Annotated in this window: 21 protein-coding genes; all 21 read right to left on the bottom strand. The window is 45.5% G+C overall.

The genetic code is table 11. From position 1 onward, the window contains the following. Positions 1-70: 70 nt before the first annotated feature. A complete protein-coding gene (mreB, locus tag J7I83_RS09935) occupies positions 71-1,105 on the bottom strand; it encodes a rod shape-determining protein MreB (RefSeq protein WP_215100548.1) in 1,035 nt (344 codons plus the stop codon). A gap of 272 nt (positions 1,106-1,377) precedes the next feature. Next, the gene (murA, locus tag J7I83_RS09930) at positions 1,378-2,676 is read right to left on the bottom strand and encodes a UDP-N-acetylglucosamine 1-carboxyvinyltransferase (protein WP_215100547.1); all 1,299 of its coding nucleotides are present in this window, start codon (positions 2,674-2,676) and stop codon (positions 1,378-1,380) included. A gap of 352 nt (positions 2,677-3,028) precedes the next feature. Beyond that, on the bottom strand, positions 3,029-3,262 hold the full coding sequence (locus J7I83_RS09925; protein ID WP_215100546.1) for a DUF1146 family protein: 234 nt from the start codon (positions 3,260-3,262) through the stop codon (positions 3,029-3,031). A 563-nt stretch (positions 3,263-3,825) separates the two neighbouring features. After that, positions 3,826-4,230, bottom strand: a complete 405-nt coding sequence (locus J7I83_RS09920; protein ID WP_215100545.1) for a F0F1 ATP synthase subunit epsilon — start codon at positions 4,228-4,230, stop codon at positions 3,826-3,828. Between the two features lie 24 nt (positions 4,231-4,254). Then, positions 4,255-5,670, bottom strand: coding sequence for a F0F1 ATP synthase subunit beta (gene atpD / locus J7I83_RS09915; RefSeq protein WP_215100544.1), 1,416 nt, complete (start codon positions 5,668-5,670; stop codon positions 4,255-4,257). Positions 5,671-5,829: 159 nt separating this feature from the next. Continuing rightward, the gene (atpG, locus tag J7I83_RS09910) at positions 5,830-6,687 is read right to left on the bottom strand and encodes an ATP synthase F1 subunit gamma (RefSeq protein ID WP_215100543.1); all 858 of its coding nucleotides are present in this window, start codon (positions 6,685-6,687) and stop codon (positions 5,830-5,832) included. Positions 6,688-6,858: 171 nt separating this feature from the next. Beyond that, on the bottom strand, positions 6,859-8,367 hold the full coding sequence (atpA, locus tag J7I83_RS09905; RefSeq protein ID WP_215100542.1) for a F0F1 ATP synthase subunit alpha: 1,509 nt from the start codon (positions 8,365-8,367) through the stop codon (positions 6,859-6,861). Positions 8,368-8,395: 28 nt separating this feature from the next. Further along, positions 8,396-8,926, bottom strand: coding sequence for a F0F1 ATP synthase subunit delta (locus tag J7I83_RS09900; RefSeq protein WP_215100541.1), 531 nt, complete (start codon positions 8,924-8,926; stop codon positions 8,396-8,398). Continuing rightward, positions 8,923-9,444, bottom strand: a complete 522-nt coding sequence (gene atpF, locus J7I83_RS09895; RefSeq protein ID WP_215100540.1) for a F0F1 ATP synthase subunit B — start codon at positions 9,442-9,444, stop codon at positions 8,923-8,925. Before atpF ends, J7I83_RS09900 begins: the two co-directional genes overlap by 4 nt. A 161-nt stretch (positions 9,445-9,605) precedes the next feature. After that, positions 9,606-9,830, bottom strand: coding sequence for a F0F1 ATP synthase subunit C (gene atpE / locus J7I83_RS09890; protein ID WP_006829234.1), 225 nt, complete (start codon positions 9,828-9,830; stop codon positions 9,606-9,608). 59 nt (positions 9,831-9,889) lie between these two features. Beyond that, a complete protein-coding gene (gene atpB, locus J7I83_RS09885; RefSeq protein WP_215100539.1) occupies positions 9,890-10,600 on the bottom strand; it encodes a F0F1 ATP synthase subunit A in 711 nt (236 codons plus the stop codon). 27 nt (positions 10,601-10,627) lie between these two features. After that, complete coding sequence (locus J7I83_RS09880) at positions 10,628-10,999, bottom strand: ATP synthase subunit I (protein WP_142827137.1); 372 nt, start codon at positions 10,997-10,999, stop codon at positions 10,628-10,630. Between the two features lie 2 nt (positions 11,000-11,001). Further along, entirely contained in the window at positions 11,002-11,223 is a 222-nt protein-coding gene (locus J7I83_RS09875) for an AtpZ/AtpI family protein (RefSeq protein WP_215100538.1), read from the bottom strand. A gap of 356 nt (positions 11,224-11,579) precedes the next feature. After that, entirely contained in the window at positions 11,580-12,698 is a 1,119-nt protein-coding gene (gene wecB / locus J7I83_RS09870; protein ID WP_285228684.1) for a non-hydrolyzing UDP-N-acetylglucosamine 2-epimerase, read from the bottom strand. A 19-nt stretch (positions 12,699-12,717) separates the two neighbouring features. Beyond that, positions 12,718-13,347 (bottom strand): uracil phosphoribosyltransferase, encoded by a 630-nt coding sequence (upp, locus tag J7I83_RS09865; protein ID WP_215100537.1) that lies wholly within the window; start codon positions 13,345-13,347, stop codon positions 12,718-12,720. A 262-nt stretch (positions 13,348-13,609) separates the two neighbouring features. Continuing rightward, positions 13,610-15,784, bottom strand: a complete 2,175-nt coding sequence (locus J7I83_RS09860) for an EAL domain-containing protein (RefSeq protein WP_215100536.1) — start codon at positions 15,782-15,784, stop codon at positions 13,610-13,612. A gap of 275 nt (positions 15,785-16,059) precedes the next feature. Continuing rightward, a complete protein-coding gene (gene glyA, locus J7I83_RS09855; protein ID WP_215100535.1) occupies positions 16,060-17,295 on the bottom strand; it encodes a serine hydroxymethyltransferase in 1,236 nt (411 codons plus the stop codon). Further along, positions 17,282-17,866: a TIGR01440 family protein gene (locus tag J7I83_RS09850; RefSeq protein ID WP_215100534.1), complete on the bottom strand. Its 585-nt coding sequence runs from the start codon at positions 17,864-17,866 to the stop codon at positions 17,282-17,284. Before J7I83_RS09850 ends, glyA begins: the two co-directional genes overlap by 14 nt. Before the next feature lie 12 nt (positions 17,867-17,878). Continuing rightward, positions 17,879-18,316 carry a ribose 5-phosphate isomerase B gene (gene rpiB, locus J7I83_RS09845; protein ID WP_065537361.1) on the bottom strand — a complete coding sequence of 146 codons (438 nt, stop codon included), beginning with the start codon at positions 18,314-18,316 and terminating at the stop codon, positions 17,879-17,881. A 152-nt stretch (positions 18,317-18,468) separates the two neighbouring features. Beyond that, complete coding sequence (locus J7I83_RS09840; RefSeq protein ID WP_215100533.1) at positions 18,469-18,897, bottom strand: low molecular weight protein arginine phosphatase; 429 nt, start codon at positions 18,895-18,897, stop codon at positions 18,469-18,471. A 23-nt stretch (positions 18,898-18,920) separates the two neighbouring features. Then, positions 18,921-19,913: an L-threonylcarbamoyladenylate synthase gene (locus tag J7I83_RS09835; RefSeq protein WP_215100532.1), complete on the bottom strand. Its 993-nt coding sequence runs from the start codon at positions 19,911-19,913 to the stop codon at positions 18,921-18,923. Positions 19,914-19,990: the final 77 nt, after the last annotated feature.

Below are 19,990 nucleotides of genomic sequence, written 5' to 3'. Positions count from 1 at the left end.
GTCAACCTTTCCATCTACTGAATTCCCAAATTTCGGGCGCAGTTCATCTTTATAAACTCCAGTCATTATACTAGAACGCTCTATTTTTGCCATCTGCTAATTGGCTTTGTTTGCTTTTACGGAAGACATTTTCTTTTGCTTCCAGCATCAACCCGGTGCCCAGCGCCACACATTCCATCGGATTTTCCGCAACGGAAACCGGAATTCCCAATTTGCCGGCCAATAACTGATCAAGACCATTCAGCAATGCACCGCCACCCGTCAGAATCGCTCCACTTTCAACAATATCGGATCCCAGTTCCGGAGGCGTTTTCTCCAATACCGTCCGGGCAGCATCGACAATTAATTGAACGGATTCTCTTAAGGCTTCTTCAACTTCCAACGACGTGATGGTCAGCGTTTTTGGATAACCCGTCAAAATATCACGGCCGCGGATTTCCATCTCTTTTGCTTCAATATGCTTTAATGCTGTACCGATATCCACCTTAATCTTTTCAGCCGTTTTTTCGCCAATCAGCAGTTTATGCTGTTGTTTGACGTATTTCATTATCTGCTGATCAAACCGGTCACCGGCTGTTTTAATCGTTTCACTTGTGACGATATCGCCCATGGACAAAACCGCAACATCCGTCGTTCCGCCGCCGATATCAATGACCATACTGGCATTCGGCTGATAAATATCAAGGCCCGCTCCAATCGCAGCCACTTTCGGTTCGACTTCTACATAAACTTTTTTGCCACCCGCTTTTTCTGCCACTTCACGGATTGCATTTTGTTCAATACTTGTGACATTCGTTGGGCAACAGATCAGGATCCGCGGCTTGGTCATAAATCCTTTTAATTTTAAAATGTGTATAAAATGCTTGAGCATCGCTTCGGTGACGTCAAAGTCGTGGATGACACCATCCTTCAACGGCCGAACAGCCACAATATGCTTTGGCGTTCTGCCAATCATTTTGCGCGCCTCTTTTCCGACAGCCAGCACTTCATTGGTCTTCCGATCCATGGCCACTACCGAAGGTTCGTTCAAGATGATTCCTTTGCCTTTAACGTATATCAACACATTTGCTGTCCCCAGATCAATTCCAATGTCTTTAGAAAACATCAAGCCCGCACTCCTTTTAAACCATTTTTCCTGCTTGTTCAATCGAAAGATCCAAAGACCGGAAAAGTCCGATCGAATCAACCAACATTCAGTGCGCAATACACGCCTGAGTGAAGTTTCTCTTTCATCCTATGTATTTTCAAAAAGACTCTCTTAACTGAATATTTTATCATAGTCCGGAACGCATTGACAAAAATTCCTGAATTCTGCTATTTCTATAAAAAAAGCTTGCGGAGCTGAATAACAGCACCGCAAGCCCTTAATGAAGTAAATTAGACCAATTGCTCTACTTTTGTTTCTACCTGCTCAACATTCACGCGCTCGATATCAGCGCCTAAAGCTGCCAGTTTTGAATGAAAGTTAACGTATCCGCGATCTAAATGATAAAGTTCGTTTACACGGGTAATGCCATCTGCAGCAAGTCCTGCCAGAATCAACGCAGCAGCAGCTCGCAGATCGGTTGCTGCAACTTCAGCGCCTTGAAGATCTGAAGGACCTTCCATGATTACCGAACGGCCTTCAATTTTAACCGAAGCATTCATGCGGCGGAATTCTTCCACGTGCATAAATCGGTTTTCAAAGACAGTTTCTGTCAGAATGCCATTGCCTGTAGCAGTAAGCATCAAAGACATCATCTGCGACTGCATATCAGTCGGGAATCCTGGGTGAGGCATTGTTTTGATGTCGATTGAACGAAGTGGACGGCTTGCACGAACGCGCAGTCCTTCTGCCGTTTCCTGAATATCAACACCCATTTCGCCCATTTTGGAAATCAATGCTGCCATATGTTCAGGTACAGCGTTTTCGATGATGACGTCGCCTTCTGTGATTGCAGCAGCAACCATGAACGTACCCGCTTCAACACGATCCGGGATGATATAATGCTCAGCGCCATGCAATTCTTTAACGCCTTCAATGCGCATTGTATCTGTACCCGCGCCGATAACGCGGCCGCCCATTTCATTGATATAGTTTGCTACATCTACAATCTCAGGCTCTTTAGCAGCATTTTCGATAAGTGTCGTACCTTCTGCCAATGCGGCAGCCATCATGATGTTTTCAGTTGCGCCAACACTTGGGAAATCCAAATAGATTTTCGCCCCACGTAAACGGCCGGTTGTTTTTGCTTCAACAAAACCGTTTCCGAAAGTGATGCTCGCGCCCATTGCTTCAAACCCTTTCAGGTGCTGGTCAATTGGGCGTGACCCTATAGCACAGCCTCCTGGCAAAGCTACACGAGCAAAGCCGTTGCGTGCTAAAACCGGTCCCATTACCAAAATCGAAGCGCGCATTTTGCGCACATATTCGAATTGGGCTTCGCTTGATAATGTAGCTGAAGAATCGATCAGCATTTCATTTTTTTCCGGAAAATACTCAACCGATACATTCAGGCTTTTCAAGACTTCTTGAATTGTGTAAACATCCGCTAAATTTGGTACCTCTTTAATGATACTTTTGCCTTTTGACGCCAATAACGCTCCAGCTAATACCGGAAGAACTGCATTTTTAGCACCCTCTACCCGTACCTTTCCTGTTAATTTCTGGCCGCCTTTTACAATAATTTGATCCACTGATATGCCCTCCATGTGTTTAATAGTCATCTATATGTATCCCATATATGTTTATAAGTCCAATGTCATTATTTAGAAACAAAATCTTACTTATATTAACCTGTTGTTTAGTAAAAAACAAGCAACTATACTCTCATTTTGCGTTTAAACTTTTATGACACAGAATATTATTCGGAAAGTATGCCATGTTTATGTAGGTTGAGGAAAAAAGTCACATTTTAAAAATAACCTAGTAGACCTTTTCCCCTCTTTTCAAGGCTTAAACCTTATATGAGATTTTATTTCCCAGGAAATAAATATTTTGCCGTTTTGCCATAGCCATGAGCTTCAGTGCCATGGCAAAACGGCAACCTTAAAACAGGTAAGGCAATTGCCTTGACCAAGATGAAATATTTAGGAAAAAAGTAGATACCATAGTCCCGATTGCAATACTTAGAAAAATGTAGAGAATTTGTGCCTGCAGCACATGGTGTTTGTGTATCCATTTTTCAAAAATTACTGCGCGCATCGCATAAAAAGCAACACCGCTGAAGAAAATATGGCTGAAGATTGAAATCAACGCCGTTTGTCCAATCATAATTTCCATCTTATTCATCCTTTCGCAAGAGAAGATTTTAAAGCGTCTTTTAATATTGCGCAAACCAGTTCCGACTGGATCGAGTTATCCTGATCTATTTGTCAAAACAATGAAAAAAGCTATTTCTTTAATCCCGCTTATACAGAAAAATAGAAAAAGCGGACAAAGGTCAATTGCCCTTATGCCCGCTTGTTCTCTTTTTATTGTTCAGCTTCAGCGCCCAGATTCTAGGGTCATAAGCCACTCTGGCTGTACGGCTGAAGAACGCCGCTTCGCCAGTGCGTCTTATGCCCGTCGAATCTACACGGGCGCTTACGCTTTTCTTTATTGTCTAGCTTCAGCGCCCAGATTCTAGGGTCATAAGCCACTCTGGCTGTACGGCTGAAGAACGCCGCTTCGCCAGTGCGTCTTATGCCCGTCGAATCTACACGGGCGCTTACGCTTTTCTTTGTCTAGACTCCAACGGCCAACTCCTCGGACTTAAGCTGCCCTTCCTATGCGGCAAAAAGCGCCGCTTCGGAAGTTCATCTTAAGCCTGTCGGAGCTAAACGGCCGTTTTCGCTTTTCTTACTTTAAATGTTACCCTCATAAACGTTGATACGATTCATCGCACGCTTTAACGCCAATTCAGCACGTTTAAAGTCGATTTCATTTTTATTTGCCTGCAAAAGTGCTTCTGCACGTTTAGCGGATTCCTGAGCACGTGCCAGATCGATGTCTGTCGCGTGTTCAGCCGATTGTGCAAGAATGGTCACTTTTTCAGGGCGGATTTCAAGAAATCCACCGTTTACAGCAACCAATTCTGTCGAGTTCTCTTTTTTCAATCGGACTGCACCGATTCCAAGAGGAGCGACTGTCGGAATGTGGCCGGGCAGAATGCCCATTTCGCCTGTTGCTGTAACTGCAATAACCATAGATACTTCTGAATCGTATACCGGGCCGTCGGGAGTGACAATATTGACTGTAATGGTCTTCATTTTTTTCCCTCCTGGTCCCTGGTTTTAGACTTCTACGCCCATGCCTTTTGCTTTTGCAATAACATCTTCAATGCGTCCGACCAAACGGAAAGCATCTTCCGGCAAGTGGTCATATTTTCCATCAAGAATTCCTCTGAACCCTTTGATCGTTTCTTGAACAGGAACGTAAGAACCTTTTTGGCCAGTGAACTGTTCAGCAACGTGGAAGTTCTGAGAAAGGAAGTTTTGGACACGGCGTGCACGGTTAACCGTCAGCTTGTCTTCGTCACTTAACTCATCCATACCAAGGATTGCAATGATATCCTGTAATTCTCTGTAGCGCTGAAGCGTTTCTTGAACTTCACGTGAGATGTTGTAATGCTCTGCGCCAACAATTTCAGGTGACAATGCACGTGAAGTCGAAGCCAGAGGATCTACCGCTGGATAGATACCCATCTCAGAAAGTTTACGTTCAAGGTTAGTTGTCGCATCCAAGTGAGCGAAAGTTGTAGCCGGAGCTGGATCTGTATAGTCATCGGCTGGTACATAAATCGCCTGGATTGAAGTTACAGAACCAGTGCTTGTCGTCGTAATACGTTCCTGCAATTGGCCCATTTCAGTCGCAAGTGTCGGCTGGTAACCAACGGCAGATGGCATGCGGCCTAGAAGTGCTGATACCTCAGAACCTGCTTGCGTGTAACGATAGATATTATCGATGAATAGGAGTACATCCGCGCCTTGTTCGTCACGGAAATATTCAGCCATTGTCAAAGCGGACAAAGCAACACGCATACGTGCGCCCGGCGGCTCGTTCATTTGGCCGAAGACCATTGCAGTTTTCTTGATAACGCCGGATTCGCTCATCTCGTGGAATAAGTCGTTTCCTTCACGTGTACGCTCACCAACACCGGCGAATACAGAAAGACCGCCGTGCTCTTGAGCGATGTTGTTGATCAATTCCTGGATAAGAACTGTTTTACCTACACCGGCACCACCGAAGAGACCGATTTTACCACCTTTGATGTAAGGGGCAAGCAAGTCAACAACTTTGATACCTGTTTCAAGAATTTCAACTTCCGTTGAAAGATGTTCAAATGTAGGGGCAGAACGGTGAATCGGGTTACGGAGCTCTGTTGCCGGAATTTCTTCACCCAAGTCGATTATTTCACCGAGTACGTTGAATACGCGGCCCAATGTTACTTCTCCAACTGGAACAGTAATAGCGCTGCCCAAATCGGTTACAACCGATCCACGCTGCAATCCATCAGTGGATTCCATTGCGATTGTACGAACAGTATCGTCGCCAAGGTGCAAGGCTACTTCCAAAGTCAAAGTAACTTGTTCCTGACCGGGACGATCAATATTTACAGTTAGGGCATTGTAGATAGCTGGAAGTTGGCCATTAGCGAACTTGATATCTACAACTGGACCCATAACTTGAAGAACGTGTCCTGTGTTCATGCTGTTCCCTCCTGTCTTACTTTTTTAAAAGCTTCCTATGAAGAAAGCTTGCAGTTTTGTTGTCCAAACTTCAGCACCCAGATTTTCGGGTCATAAGCCGCGCCACTTCGCTGATCCGTCTTATGCCCGTCAAATCTATACGGGTGCTTACGCTATTCTTTATTCCAATGCAGCTGCTCCGCCGACAATCTCAGAGATTTCCTGAGTGATTGCCGCCTGGCGGGCACGGTTGTATTGAAGTGTCAATCCGCCGATCAAATCAGAAGCATTGTCGGTCGCGCTCTTCATTGCTGTCATAGATGCGGCATGTTCACTCGCTTTGCCGTCAAGAAGGGCCCCAAAGATCAAGCTTTCCGCGTATTGTGGAAGAAGAACTTCCAAAATCGCTTCTGCTGAAGGATCAAACTCGTAAGATGCAGTAGACCCTGTCGGTTGGATATCCGTCAGCGGCAAGACTTTTGTCTCTGTGACTTCTTGTTGAATGGCTGAAACAAAGTGATTGTAATACATATAAACTTCGTCATACGTACCATCTGAGAACATACCAACAGCTTTGCGCGTTATTTCTTTAATATCTGCAAACGTCGGATGGTCCGGAAGCGCAATTGCACTTTCAAGAATGGTCATTCCCTGTTTTGTAAAGAATTCCTTCCCTTTCCGGCCGACACTCAGGATAACAAAGTCGTCATTGGATGTATGCCGTTCACGGATTCTGCTCATGACAGTACGAAGAATATTACTGTTATATCCGCCTACAAGGCCACGATCCGATGTAATCACTAAATAAGCGGTTTTCTTCACAGGGCGCGCAATCATCATCGGGTTGCTTGTGTCCGTAGACCCAGCTGCGATGGATGCCACTACGTCCTGGATTTTTTCCATGTAGGGAACGAACGCTTTCGCGTTCACTTCCGCACGGCTTAGTTTAGATGCAGAAACCATTTGCATGGCTTTTGTGATCTGACTCGTTTTCTTGGTTGACGTAATTCGTGTTTTTATATCGCGTAAAGATGCCACTGGTATTTCACCACCCTATTATTTTTTCTTCATATCCGACTCTGGTATTCCCCCGCTTTAACGGGCAGTATGTCTTCCGCATTGACATGCAGGAGATGGACTGACCGTAAAAGTCCGCTTGGATGGACTAGCATTCAGTGGGTTAAAGCCCCCACCGAATACAGTTTCTCTTTACTCTGATTTTGCGAATGTGCGTTTGAATTCGTTGATCGCTGCACCAAATGCGTCATCAGCAGGTAAACCTTGAGTTGTACGAATAGTATCCAAAATTTCTGTGTGGTTTGTATCCAACCAGCTTGTCAATTCAGCTTCAAAGCGAGAAATGTCGTTAAGAGCGATATCGTCAAGGAATCCACGAGTCAACGCATAGAAAATAACAACTTGTTTTTCAACTTTGATCGGATTGTTCAAGTCCTGTTTCAAGACTTCAACAGTACGTTTCCCGCGCTCGATTTTCGCAGCAGTTGCAGCATCAAGATCTGAGCCGAACTGAGAGAATGATTCAAGTTCACGGAAAGAAGCCAAGTCAAGACGCAATGTACCCGCAACTTTTTTCATTGCTTTGATCTGAGCTGAACCACCAACACGTGATACAGACAGACCTGCATTGATTGCTGGGCGTACACCGGAGAAGAATAGATCCGATTGAAGGAAGATCTGGCCATCCGTAATCGAGATAACGTTTGTTGGAATATATGCAGAGATATCGCCAGCCTGCGTTTCAACGAACGGCAATGCTGTGATTGATCCTCCGCCAAGAGTTTCGTTCAATTTCGCAGCACGTTCAAGCAAACGTGAGTGCAAGTAGAAGACATCCCCTGGATAAGCTTCACGGCCTGGTGGACGACGAAGCAATAGTGAAAGTTCGCGGTAAGCAGATGCTTGTTTTGTTAAATCATCATAGACGATCAACACATGCTTGCCTTCAAACATGAATTCCTCAGCCATTGTGATACCGGCATAAGGAGCAAGGAACAATAATGGAGCTGGTTGTGAAGCCGAAGCGGTTACAACGATTGTGTAATCAAGCGCTCCGTTTTTGCGGAAAGTTTCTACTACGTTACGGACAGTAGATTCTTTTTGTCCAATTGCGACATAGATGCAGATCATGTCTTGGTCAGATTGGTTCAAGATCGTATCGATCGCTACAGAAGTTTTACCTGTCTGGCGGTCACCGATGATCAATTCACGCTGTCCACGGCCGATCGGCACAAGTGCGTCAATCGCTTTGATGCCTGTTTGAAGTGGTTCATGAACCGATTTACGGGCCATGACCCCTTGTGCAGGGCTTTCAATTGGACGGGTTTTTGTCGTGTTGATTGGTCCAAGACCATCGACAGGCTCTCCAAGTGGATTTACTACGCGTCCGATAAGTTCAGGTCCTACCGGTACTTCCATAATACGGCCAGTCCGACGTACTTCATCGCCTTCTTTAATGTCTGTGTAAGGGCCAAGGATAATAATACCAACATTGTTGGCTTCCAAGTTTTGCGCCATACCAAGGACACCAGTTGAGAACTCTACAAGTTCTCCAGCCATGACGTTGTCGAGGCCATGAGCGCGCGCGATACCATCACCAATGGTGATTACTGTACCAACGTCGTCAACTTTCATCTCTGATTGATAATTTTCAATCTGTTTTTTGATCAGACCGCTGATTTCTTCAGCTTTGATGCTCATGTATGTCACCCTCTCATAATTTCATAAATTAACCGATTAATTGACGCTGCAGACGTGCCAACTTCGTGCTCACGCTGCTGTCGTAAATGCGGTTTCCGATTTGAAGACGCAATCCGCCGATTAACGATGGATCGATGATGTTTTCAATTCGTAAAGATTGTTTGCCGATTTTTTTTGCAAATACAGAAGAGATGGATGCGCGTTCTTCTTCAGTCAAAGGACGTGTAGAATAAACTTTTGCGTCTTCAATTCCCTGTGCGTTATTGGACAAATTGACGTATTCGTCAGCCAATGAGGCGACTTCGTCCAAACGTTTGCGTTCTGCCATCAATTGAAGCGTATTTATGACCAACGGATTTGCCCCATTGAACACTTCATTGATCAAGTTTTTTCTTTTATCAGCTGAAAGTTTTGGAGAAACGATCAAATTATAAAGTTCCGGAGTCATTTTGAAGACTTTTTTCACTTCACGCAGATCCTGTTCGACATCCAATGACGATTCATGCTTTTGAGCGACTTGGAACAATGCTAGAGCGTAGCGTTTTGCAACTTGACTCACTGAACTTCGCCTGCCTTCGCAATCGTTTCGTTAATCAACTGGCGGTTGTCTTCCTCAGAGATTTCTTTTTCAAGCACTTTCGTAGCAGCAAGCAATGACAATGCCACAACTTCTTCACGAACAGCCGAAATAGCTTTATCTCTTTCGTTGGCAATTTCCTGAACCGCAGATTCTTTCATGCGGCCAGACTCAGCGCGAGCTGTTGTAATGATTTCTTCACGCGAAACTTCGCCTTGCTTTTTAGCGTTTTCGACGATTTCCTGTGCTTGCGTACGCGCATCTTTAAGAAGGCTGCGCTGCTCTTCAAGCAACTTATGTGATTCAAGACGGCTGTTTTCAGCAGTTTCGATTTCACTCTTGATCAAATCTTCACGCTGCTGCATTATGCCCATCAAAGGACCCCATGCGAATTTCTTCAAAAGCACCATTAGTAAAATGAAAATAACAAGTGTTACGAGAATGTCTCCAATATTCAAAAACTCCCCGGCTGCACCGAGTACGAGGTGATCAAAAAACACGATTGTTTCACTCCCTTCAAGAGCCTAAAATACATTTTATTCTATAGTAAGATCTTTATCTGTTTTAAGATGGATTTTCAAAAGAAAATTGGTTCATACAAGTTTAAATGGCGAAAACCATATCGAAGCATCCCCACCATTTAACTTTTTGTATAAAAATACTATTGGTTCATAACGATGAACGCGATAACTACAGCGATGATTGGCAATGCTTCAACCAATGCAACACCGATGAACATTGTTGTTTGTAGAACGCCGCGTGCTTCTGGCTGGCGTGCGATACCTTCAACTGTTTTTGAAACGATAAGTCCGTTACCGATACCTGCACCTAGTGCTGCTAAACCTACTGCGATTGCTGCTGCTAATAAACCTAATGAACCTGTCATTGTAATGTGTCCTCCTCAGGATAGTTGTTTTTTTTGTTTGCTCGATGAGCAGTTTATACTCAATGGTCGTCGGCAACTTTATGCGATAAATAGACCATTGTCAACATAACGAAAATAAACGCTTGAATTGCCCCGATAAAGATCGAGAACCCTTGCCATAACATCATTGGCAAAATGCCTGCTGCAAATCCGAAAATACTTGCTGATGCGAGGCCTGCCAACAAAGTCAACAGGATTTCCCCCGCATAGATGTTACCGTAAAGACGCAGACCGAGTGTCAGCGTATTTGCAAATTCTTCAATGACTTTTAGCGGGAATAGGAATGGCATTGGCTTGATGTAGCCTGCTGAATATCCTTTGAGCCCCTTCAGCTTGATGCCATAATAATGGCTCAAGATGAGCACCATAGCAGCTAATGTCATCGCTACCGTCGGATCCGCTGTTGGTGATTTCCACCAAAGGTCTCCGTTGACAACTACTGCAAATGGAAGCCCTAACATATTCGAAACAAAAATGAACATGATCAGAGTGATTCCAAGAACATGGAATCGGCCACCATCTCTCCAATCCATATTGCTGTTGATAATCCCTTTTACGAAATCCATGATCCATTCCATGAAGTTCTGCATGCCCGTCGGTTTGAGCTGCAAATTCCGTGTAGCGATAAAAGCAATAAGGAAGACGATAAGAGCGGCTACAAGTAGCATCATAACGTTGGATAGGTTAAACCAGATCCCGAACACCTCGAGCATAGGAGCGCCATGTTCCACGATAATTTCACCTCTCTTTCCACATTGTTAATGGTGTTTCACGTGATACACAATCCGCTCTGTCAATAACAGAGCGTAAGGGACCATCAACCCAATTACTGTGCTGACCAAGTGAATGTGCTCTGCGAATAAAATGGCAATCGCCACAGCTGCAACACCTGATGCAAACCGTAATGCCGTTCCAAGCGAACGAACTTTCGAGCCTTCAGCCACCGCACGGTCGAATTTCTCCATCCGACGAACCAGAATCCACATGTTGTAAATGCCGAACAAAGTTCCGATTATAAGACCCGCGAACACTTCTTGATAAGGGGTAAACCCCCAACCAATAACGCAGAACGCCAAGATGAAAAAAATCATCTTTTTCAGTCTGGTATATATCTCCCTAAGTCCATCCATTTTTACTTGTCTCCTGATTCGAATTTGCGGACAGTCTGAAGCATTGCCCAAACACCGGCAGTGATGCCTATGAATAGGCAGATGATCATGAAAAACGGGGCGGTTCCGATCTTTTCATCGAGCCACATACCTGTGAACGCACCGATGAGTACGGACCCGACAAGTTGTGAGAGGATGGCGCTGTAAATTGCCATCGCTTGTAAGGGACTTTTTGTTGGGCGCATGATAACCCCCTCGAACTTCGTTGATTTGACATTAAACCCTCTAAAAGAGCCGTCGCATCAGGCTTCTAAGACCACATAATCTATGTAAGAAAACCTTCTCATGCATACCCTTTGTAAGCATACATTAGGGGTAAAATCATGTCAATTAGTAGAAGTGAAAAACTTCACAAGCGATTTTCCTCCGACATATTGTTGACAAACTTTGTCATGAAATGTGGAATCGGCCGTTCTGCTCCGACAGGCGTAAGACGGAATTCCGAAGTGGCGCTTTTTGCCACACAGGAAGGCCGGCTTACGACCCGAGGAGCTGGCCGATGAAGCTGGACAAAGAAATGCGGAATCGGCCGTTTATTCTTTTACAGCTTTGAAAAATAAGCATGAAGCGCTTCAACGATCCGGACAGACGCTTTGCCATCCCCGTAAGGATTGGATGCCTGGGACATGGCCTTATAGGCTTCTTCATCCGTCAGCAATTCCTTGGCCATTCCGTAAATCGTCTCTTCATCTGTTCCTGCAAGCTTCAAGGTTCCCGCAGAGATGCCTTCTGGGCGTTCCGTTGTATCACGCAAAACCAGCACCGGCTTGCCAAGTGATGGCGCCTCCTCTTGGATTCCGCCTGAATCGGTCAGGATAAAGAACGAGCGAGCCGCAAAGTTGTGGAAATCCAGTACTTCCAGCGGTTCAATCAAATGGATGCGCGCATCGCGGCCCAACACTTCATCCGCTACTTCACGCACGGCCGGATTCATATGTACCGGATAAACCACTTGAATATCATCATGCTCTTTAATCAGGCGTTTAATTGCACGGAACATGTTGCGCATCGGCTGTCCCAGGTTTTCACGGCGATGTGCCGTCAACAAGATCATTCGGTCCGTGCCGATTTTCTCCAGAATCGGGTGCGTATAGGTTTCACGCACCGTTGTTTGAAGCGCATCGATGGCTGTATTCCCTGTGATGTAAATTGTTTCTGCCTTCTTGTTTTCGTCCAGCAGGTTCTGAGCTGATTTTTCAGTTGGTGAAAAATGAATATCCGCCATGACGCCCGTCAACTGACGGTTCATTTCTTCAGGATATGGCGAGTATTTATTATGCGTACGCAAACCGGCTTCCACATGTCCGACTGCAACCTGATTGTAAAAGGCGGCAAGGCTGGCAGCGAATGTTGTCGTGGTATCGCCATGCACCAGCACAATATCCGGCTTTGCTTCTTTCATGATCAGATCAAGCCCCTGCATTGCACGCATTGTTACGTCGGTCAATGTCTGGCGATCCTTCATGATGTTCAGGTCGAAATCGGGTGTAATCGCAAATGTCTCCAGTACCTGGTCAAGCATCTCCCGGTGCTGAGCCGTCACTGTTACCAACGGTTCAATGGTGTCGGGGTGTTTTTGAAGTTCCAGGACAAGCGGCGCCATTTTAATGGCTTCAGGCCGCGTACCAAATATCGTCATTACTTTCCATTTTTTCGTCAAGCTGATATACCCCGCTCTCTTATTTTGTTCCGAATAACCGGTCTCCAGCATCTCCAAGACCTGGGACGATGTATCCTTTTTCATTCAACTTTTCATCAAGTGCCGCAATATAGATGTCGACATCAGGATGCGCCTCTTGAAGCGCTTCTACACCTTCAGGAGCTGCGATGATGCACATGAAACGGATTTTCGTAGCGCCACGTTTTTTCATGGAGTTGACTGCTTCGATTGCAGATCCGCCCGTAGCAAGCATCGGATCAACGACGATAAAGTCGCGTTCCTGTACATCGGAAGGCAGTTTCAAATAATACTCGACCGGCTGAAGCGTGACCGGATCACGGTATAAACCGATATGTCCGACTTTAGCAGCCGGAATCAATTTCAAAATTCCATCGACCATGCCGATGCCTGCGCGCAAAATAGGTACAACGCCCAATTTTTTTCCTGCAAGAACTTTTGATTTTGCCAGTTGAACCGGCGTTTCTACTTCGATTTCCTGCAACGGTAAGTCGCGTGTAATTTCAAACGCCATCAATGTGGCAATTTCATCAACCAATTCACGGAATTCTTTTGTGCCTGTTGACTTATCACGGATGTACGTCAGTTTGTGCTGAATCAACGGGTGATCAAAAACGTATACTTTTCCCACGGCCTATCTCTCCTTTTCAAACTTTATCTTAAATAGTATAACAGAAAACCATTAGCTCAAGTTGCCAGATCCTGCTTTGGTATTATTCAGTTATTTTCACCTATGGTTTATTTCTCCAAAGAAAAAAACCGGGAGATATTTCCCCGGTTTTCGCTTTAATGCCATAGAGTTTAAAACAATATCCCAGTGCCAGACGTTTTGCCAGCTGCAAAATGGTCTGGCAAGTTCAAGCGCATAGCAGAAGCCGCGGGCGCTATTCTTTCTATAATAAAAACGCTTCATTCAGCGGCATTGGTTTGTAGAACAGGTACCCCTGGCCTACTTTGCAGCCGAGGGCCAACAATGTTTGGCGATCCTGTTCCGTCTCCACGCCCTCTGCAACGGCACGTATGTCTAAGTTTTCCGCAAGCTGGATGATGGTACGGATGATCGCCAACGTCCCCGGCTCGGCCATATTGAAAATGAAAGAACGGTCGATCTTGAGTTCTTCAACAGGTAGCTTCTGCAGGTAGCTGAGCGACGAGTAACCCGTACCGAAATCATCAATTGAAGTCGTAAAGCCGCAACGTTTCAGGTGATTGAATACTTTATTGGCAGCATCGATATCGACAAAACCAATTCGTTCTGTAATCTCCAATTGAATCCACTGGGGATCGATGCCGTACTCCTCAGTCACATCCATCAGATTCGGCACAAAAGAGTGATGGAAAAAATGGTCTGCAGATATATTGATGGCTACTTGCCGAAGCTTCAAGTCCTGCTCGACTCTTTTTTTCATCCAGCCCAATACATGCTTCAGTACATTTTGTTCCAACAAACGAATCTTGCCGTTTTTTTCAGCAGCCGGAATAAAGATATCCGGCGGAATATTCCCAAGATCCGGCGAGGTCCACCGGGCCAGCGCTTCAAAGCTTAAGATCTCGCCGCTTGCCAGATCAACTTTGGGCTGGAGATGGACACCGACCTCATTGCGCCGGAGTGCTGCCGTCAATTCATTGGCCACACGCAGATCTTTCATCATAAACTCGTCATGTTCACTCTCAAAATAACAGATGGCTTCTCCCGTGCGGAGTTTTGCCTGGGACAGTGCACTATCCGCACAACGAATCAATTCCTCCGTATCCTTCTGGTTGGGCGTTACAATAGCTACACCCATTTTTAAAGTCAGGAACAATTCCATGTCTCCGACCGTAATCGGTTCCACAAGCCCATGCAAAAGCTGATCCAGAAACTCCGGAATTTTGATGAAAGGTGTCATGCTGTACATGGCCAGTGTCGAATCTGAAAAGCGGACGATCAAATCTTCCGAGGAACTTTGCGACAGCGTCAACCGTTTGCCGATTTCATTGATGACGGTATCTCCTGCTCGATGTCCGTATTGATCAACGACTTTGACGTATTCATCTGTTGAAATAAATGCGATAAAGCCTTCCTGTTTTTCCTTCATCAACTCAACAATTTCATTTCTGAAGTAATTTCGATTAGGCAAATCCGTATTTTCATCTATGTAGGCAAGTCGCAAAATTTCTTCCTGCTGGCGAGAATACTTGATCGCCAAAGAAGCAATCGAAGCGATTTCCTCCATGAACACCAAATCTTTTTCATGGGGAACCGAGGTTGCTGGAAAATAGATGCCAAAGGTACCGATTGCAGTTCCTTCAACACTCATTATCGGAATTGACCAGCTTGATACTAGCTTATAGTCTCTCACCAAATGCTGATGATTCCGCCATAGATAATCTGTGCTCATATCCTCTGTAATCACCGGCTGCTGCCTGTGAAATGCCGCTCCGCAACTTCCAATATCTTCCTCTACCTCAAGGCCGCTGATGGCATCCAGAAAGCCCTTTGGCATGGATTTCGCCGCACCAACTTTGTACAGCTCGGTCTCATCAATCAGCAAAACCGTACATTTTGCACCATCAATGAAGAATGATTCGGCAGTATGGCAAATATTCTGCAGGAGCATGCTCAGCATATAGCCTCTTTCAATTCCCGTATAGGTCTCTTTTTGCAGTTTGATCAAGGCTTCCGCGCGTTTGCGATTTGTGATGTCATGCTGCAGCATCAAGGTGAATTTCAAACTTCTCTCCGGAAACGACAAAGGCTGGACTGTTATTTCATTCCAGAAAGGCGTCCCATTTTTTCGGTAATTGACAATTTCAACTATACCGCTTTCAGCAGCATCCACGCAGGCACGTACTTTGTCGCTTGCTTCTTTAGACGTTTTTTCACCGTGCAAAAAACGACCATTGCGTCCCAACGTTTCTGCTTCGCTATAACCGATCATTTTATAAAAGGCGTCGTTTGCATAGACAACGGGCTGATTTTCCATATCCGAATTGACGACCAAAAACGACGTGTGGAACTCAACGCCCAGACGGCGCAGCCACTCCATGATTACCTTTTTATCTCTCTTCAGTTCATGCGTGTGCATACGACGCGTCCCTCCTGTAAACAGTTCTATGTATTTATTATGATGCAAAGAAGATTATTCTTTCCCGACGCTTCAGCTGCTTTGGGTTAAGCTCAGGAATTCATTGGAATTAAATTCAAAAGTAAGCTTGCGTGTTTCTTTTGTTTACCTAAGAGCATAAAGTGGCCTCTTTAGCTTTTCCCTCTTTAACCGTTTGGAAAACGTAAGGCTCTAGTTCAACTTTTGCAGGTAAAAAATACAGCTGCCAAGCAGTGTCACCTGGCAGCTGTATGAATTTATTTATATAGTGGATGCGCAGCTGTCAATTGGGCTGTACGGTCTGCAGCATCTTTTTTCACGGATTCGTCTTCCGGGTTTTTCAGAAGCATTGCCATGATGGAAGCAATTTCCTTCATTTCCGCTTCTTTAAAGCCACGGGACGTAACGGCTGCAGTTCCTAAACGGATACCCGAAGTGACAAATGGGCTTTCCGGATCAAAAGGAATGGTATTTTTGTTTGTCGTAATACCGACTTCATCCAATACATGTTCTGCGACTTTCCCTGTCAGTTTCAACGAGCGAAGGTCGAGCAACAGCAAATGGTTGTCTGTGCCGCCTGAAACGATGTCGACGCCTTCAGCGATCAAGCCTTCAGCAAGTGCATTGGCGTTTTTTACGACTTGTTCAATATAGGTTTTGAATTCCGGCTGCAGCGCTTCGCCGAATGCAATAGCTTTTGCTGCGATCACGTGCATAAGCGGGCCGCCTTGAATTCCCGGGAATATGGTTTTATCGATTTTTTTCGCAAATTCCGCATTGCAGAGAATCAAGCCACCGCGTGGTCCACGAAGTGTCTTATGCGTAGTCGATGTAACAAAATGGGCATGAGGGACAGGATTGGAATGGGCTCCGGTTGCGACAAGACCAGCAATATGCGCCATGTCGACCATCAGGTACGCGCCGACTTCATCAGCAATTTCACGGAATTTAGCGAAATCCAATTGGCGTGAATAAGCACTTGCTCCAGCAACGACCATTTTCGGCTTGTGTTCCAAGGCTGCCTGGCGTACTGCTTCGTAATCGATCAATTGCTCTTTTTCTGTGACACCGTACTCAACAAAATTGTACTGCATGCCGCTGAAATTCACTTTGCTGCCATGCGTCAAATGTCCGCCATGGTTCAAGTTCATTCCAAGAACGGTATCGCCTTTTTCCAAAACTGCTGTATAGACAGCCATATTGGCCTGTGATCCAGAATGTGGCTGAACGTTTGCATGCTCCGCACCAAAAATTTCTTTCAGGCGGTCGCGGGCGATATTTTCAACGACGTCCACAAATTCGCAGCCTCCGTAATAGCGTTTGCCCGGATAGCCTTCTGCGTATTTGTTCGTCAATACCGATCCCTGTGCATCCATAACAGCTTGTGAGACAAAGTTTTCAGAGGCGATCAATTCGATATTCGCTTCCTGTCTTTCTTTTTCTGCGTTCATCGCTTCGTATACTGCTGGGTCTTGCGCCTTAATCAAATCCATCTGTATATCCCTCCCGTGATTGAACAAGCTCACGATTGTAGCTTGCACGTTCGCCACCGATCAGTTTCGGCCGCGTCGTTGCAGCTGCCACAACCGCTTCACCTACTAGTTTAACAGATGTTCGCAATGGAACGGCAACTCTTTTCAAATGCATGCCGATCATTGTTTGGCCAATATCAATCCCTGCGTGGGCATGAATCTCTTCCACCACAACCGGATCTGCCATATTGCTGAATGCATAGGCACTCATCGAACCACCCGCTTTTGCGACCGGAATTACCGAGACAGGTTCCCAGCCATATTTTTCAGCTGCCCGCCGCTCTATCGTCAAAGCACGGTTGATATGCTCACAACCTTGAAAAGCCAAAAACAGGTGATGGCGTGCCGCAAATTTCTCTAAAGGTTCAAACAGGCTTTCTGCAATATCAAGCCCTCCGCCCGTTCCGATCCGTTTCCCTGCCACTTCCGATGTCGAGCAGCCGACTACAAACACTTGGCCCTTCCTGAATTTGATCTGCTGCTCTAATTCACTCAAAACCTCTTCAAGTTGCAATTGCCATAATGTTTGCATGCCGACTCCTCCTTATTTTTCGAGGTCTGTGATTTTTTGGATGCGTTTTTCGTGTCTGCCGCCTTCAAATTCTTCTGTCAGCCAAGTTTGGGCGATTTCACGCGCAAGCCCTGGGCCAATGACGCGCTCACCCATTGCCAAAATATTGGAATCGTTATGTTCTCTCGTCGCTTTTGCGCTGAACACATCATGCACAAGTGCACAACGGATGCCTTTGACTTTATTGGCTGAAATGGACATGCCGATGCCTGTTCCACAAATCAGAATTCCGCGATCAAACTCGCCGCTCGCTACGCGGTCAGCAACCGGTTTTGCATAATCCGGATAATCCACTGAATCATCTGTGTGGGGACCAAAATCCTGATATTCGATACCGATTTCGTTCATTAGGTTAACGATTTCTTTGCGCAGGTTGTTGCCGCCGTGATCTGATGAAATTGCCACTCTCATGATATACCCTCTTTTCTTGAAATCAAATTTATGGATCAGCAAAAGCGCTATTGTCGAATTATGCCGAATGTCCATCACGCTTTTAATTAATTCTAACATTTTTACGCAAAAAAGACAGACAAACCGCTGAGAGGCTCCTCTGTCTTTTTGACTTATGTCGTTTTTTCGATTAATTTGTCAATTAAAAGTTCGAGTTCGTGGAATGTCTGCTCATAAAGCGCCAGTGGTCCGCCGTATGGATCACTGATATCCTCTGCTGAGCCATCTGCAAATTCTTTTAGCGTAAACAGTTTGGTCGCCAATTCAGGAAAAGCCTGCAAAAGCACCATTTTATGCGAATGGGTCATGGTCAAAATTAATTCTGCCCATTGCATGTCCTGTCTGTCGAGCGGCTTTGACGTATGCGTGAACGAAATTTGCTGTTCGGCCAATACCATTTGCGCATTTTTTGAAAGAGGCGCAATACCGGCATATATGCCGGCGGAACGCGCTTCTATTTCCGGCAGATTCCTGGCTGATAAGATAGCTTCAGCCATTGGGCTTCGGCATGTATTGCCTGTACAAACAAAAAGAATCTTCATGCTGCACCCTCCCCCTCAATAGATCAGCTGAACCACTTATGATCCGCCGCTTTTTCGAGCCTGTTCATCAACGCATCGTTATCCTGCACGCCGCTTTCAACCGACGCCAAAATCAGGTCGGCATCTGTTGAATCGCATTTCCGCAAACTGGCATACAGGCTTTCCATGGAAAGCGGAAAATTATAGTCAGCCGTCGGATATTCGATTTTGCTGATAACCGCTACACTCTTTCCTTTTTCCTGAACGTATTGGATCGCTTTTTCAATCAAACCCTTTTCGTTTTCAATCAAATACAAAGGGGCAGTGGGCGCATAATGTACATACTTCATTCCCGGTGACTTCGGAATATTATTTTTGTTTCGGGATGACGACCGAACTGTTCCAATCACTTGCTCGAGCTGTTCTTTCGACACCTTGCCCGGACGCAGAATGACCGGCGGTTCGCTCGTCATATCCAAGACCGTTGACTCAATGCCGATTTCCGTAGCCCCTCCATCCAAAATCAAAGGGATTCTGCCATCCATATCGTGATAGACATGCCCGGCCAATGTCGGGCTGGGCTTGCCGCTGGTGTTGGCACTTGGGGCAGCCAAAGGCAATTGCAGCTTCCGCAATAAATTCAAGGCCACCGGATGGTTCGGAACGCGAATTCCGACCGTATCCAGGTTTGCCGTGACATTGCTGGCAAAGGTTCCCGATTTTGCCTGCATGATTAAGGTTAATGCACCCGGCCAAAAAGCATCCATGCATTGCAGCGCTTTCGGAGAAACTTCCTGGACATAGCCCAGAGCCGTTTCTTTCGAATCGACATGGACAATCAGTGGATTATCCGCTGGCCTGCCTTTTGCTTCAAAAATCTTAGCGACTGCTTCCGGATTGGTGGCGTCCGCCCCCAATCCATATACCGTTTCAGTCGGAAATGCGACAACTCCGCCTGCACGAAGGATTTCCACAGCCTGTGTATAATTATTTTCTTCATCCACATTTTTATCCACAGAAATAATTTTTGTTTTCACATGAACAACTCCTATTTTTAAGGGTTTTCCACCTCTTATCCACAATCAGTGGATAAACTATCATAGATTGTGTGTAA

The sequence above is a fragment of the Planococcus sp. ISL-110 genome (assembly GCF_018613575.1).
In the GTDB taxonomy this organism is placed as follows: Bacteria; Bacillota; Bacilli; order Bacillales_A; family Planococcaceae; genus Planococcus.
This window is presented reverse-complemented; position numbering and strand designations above follow the sequence as displayed.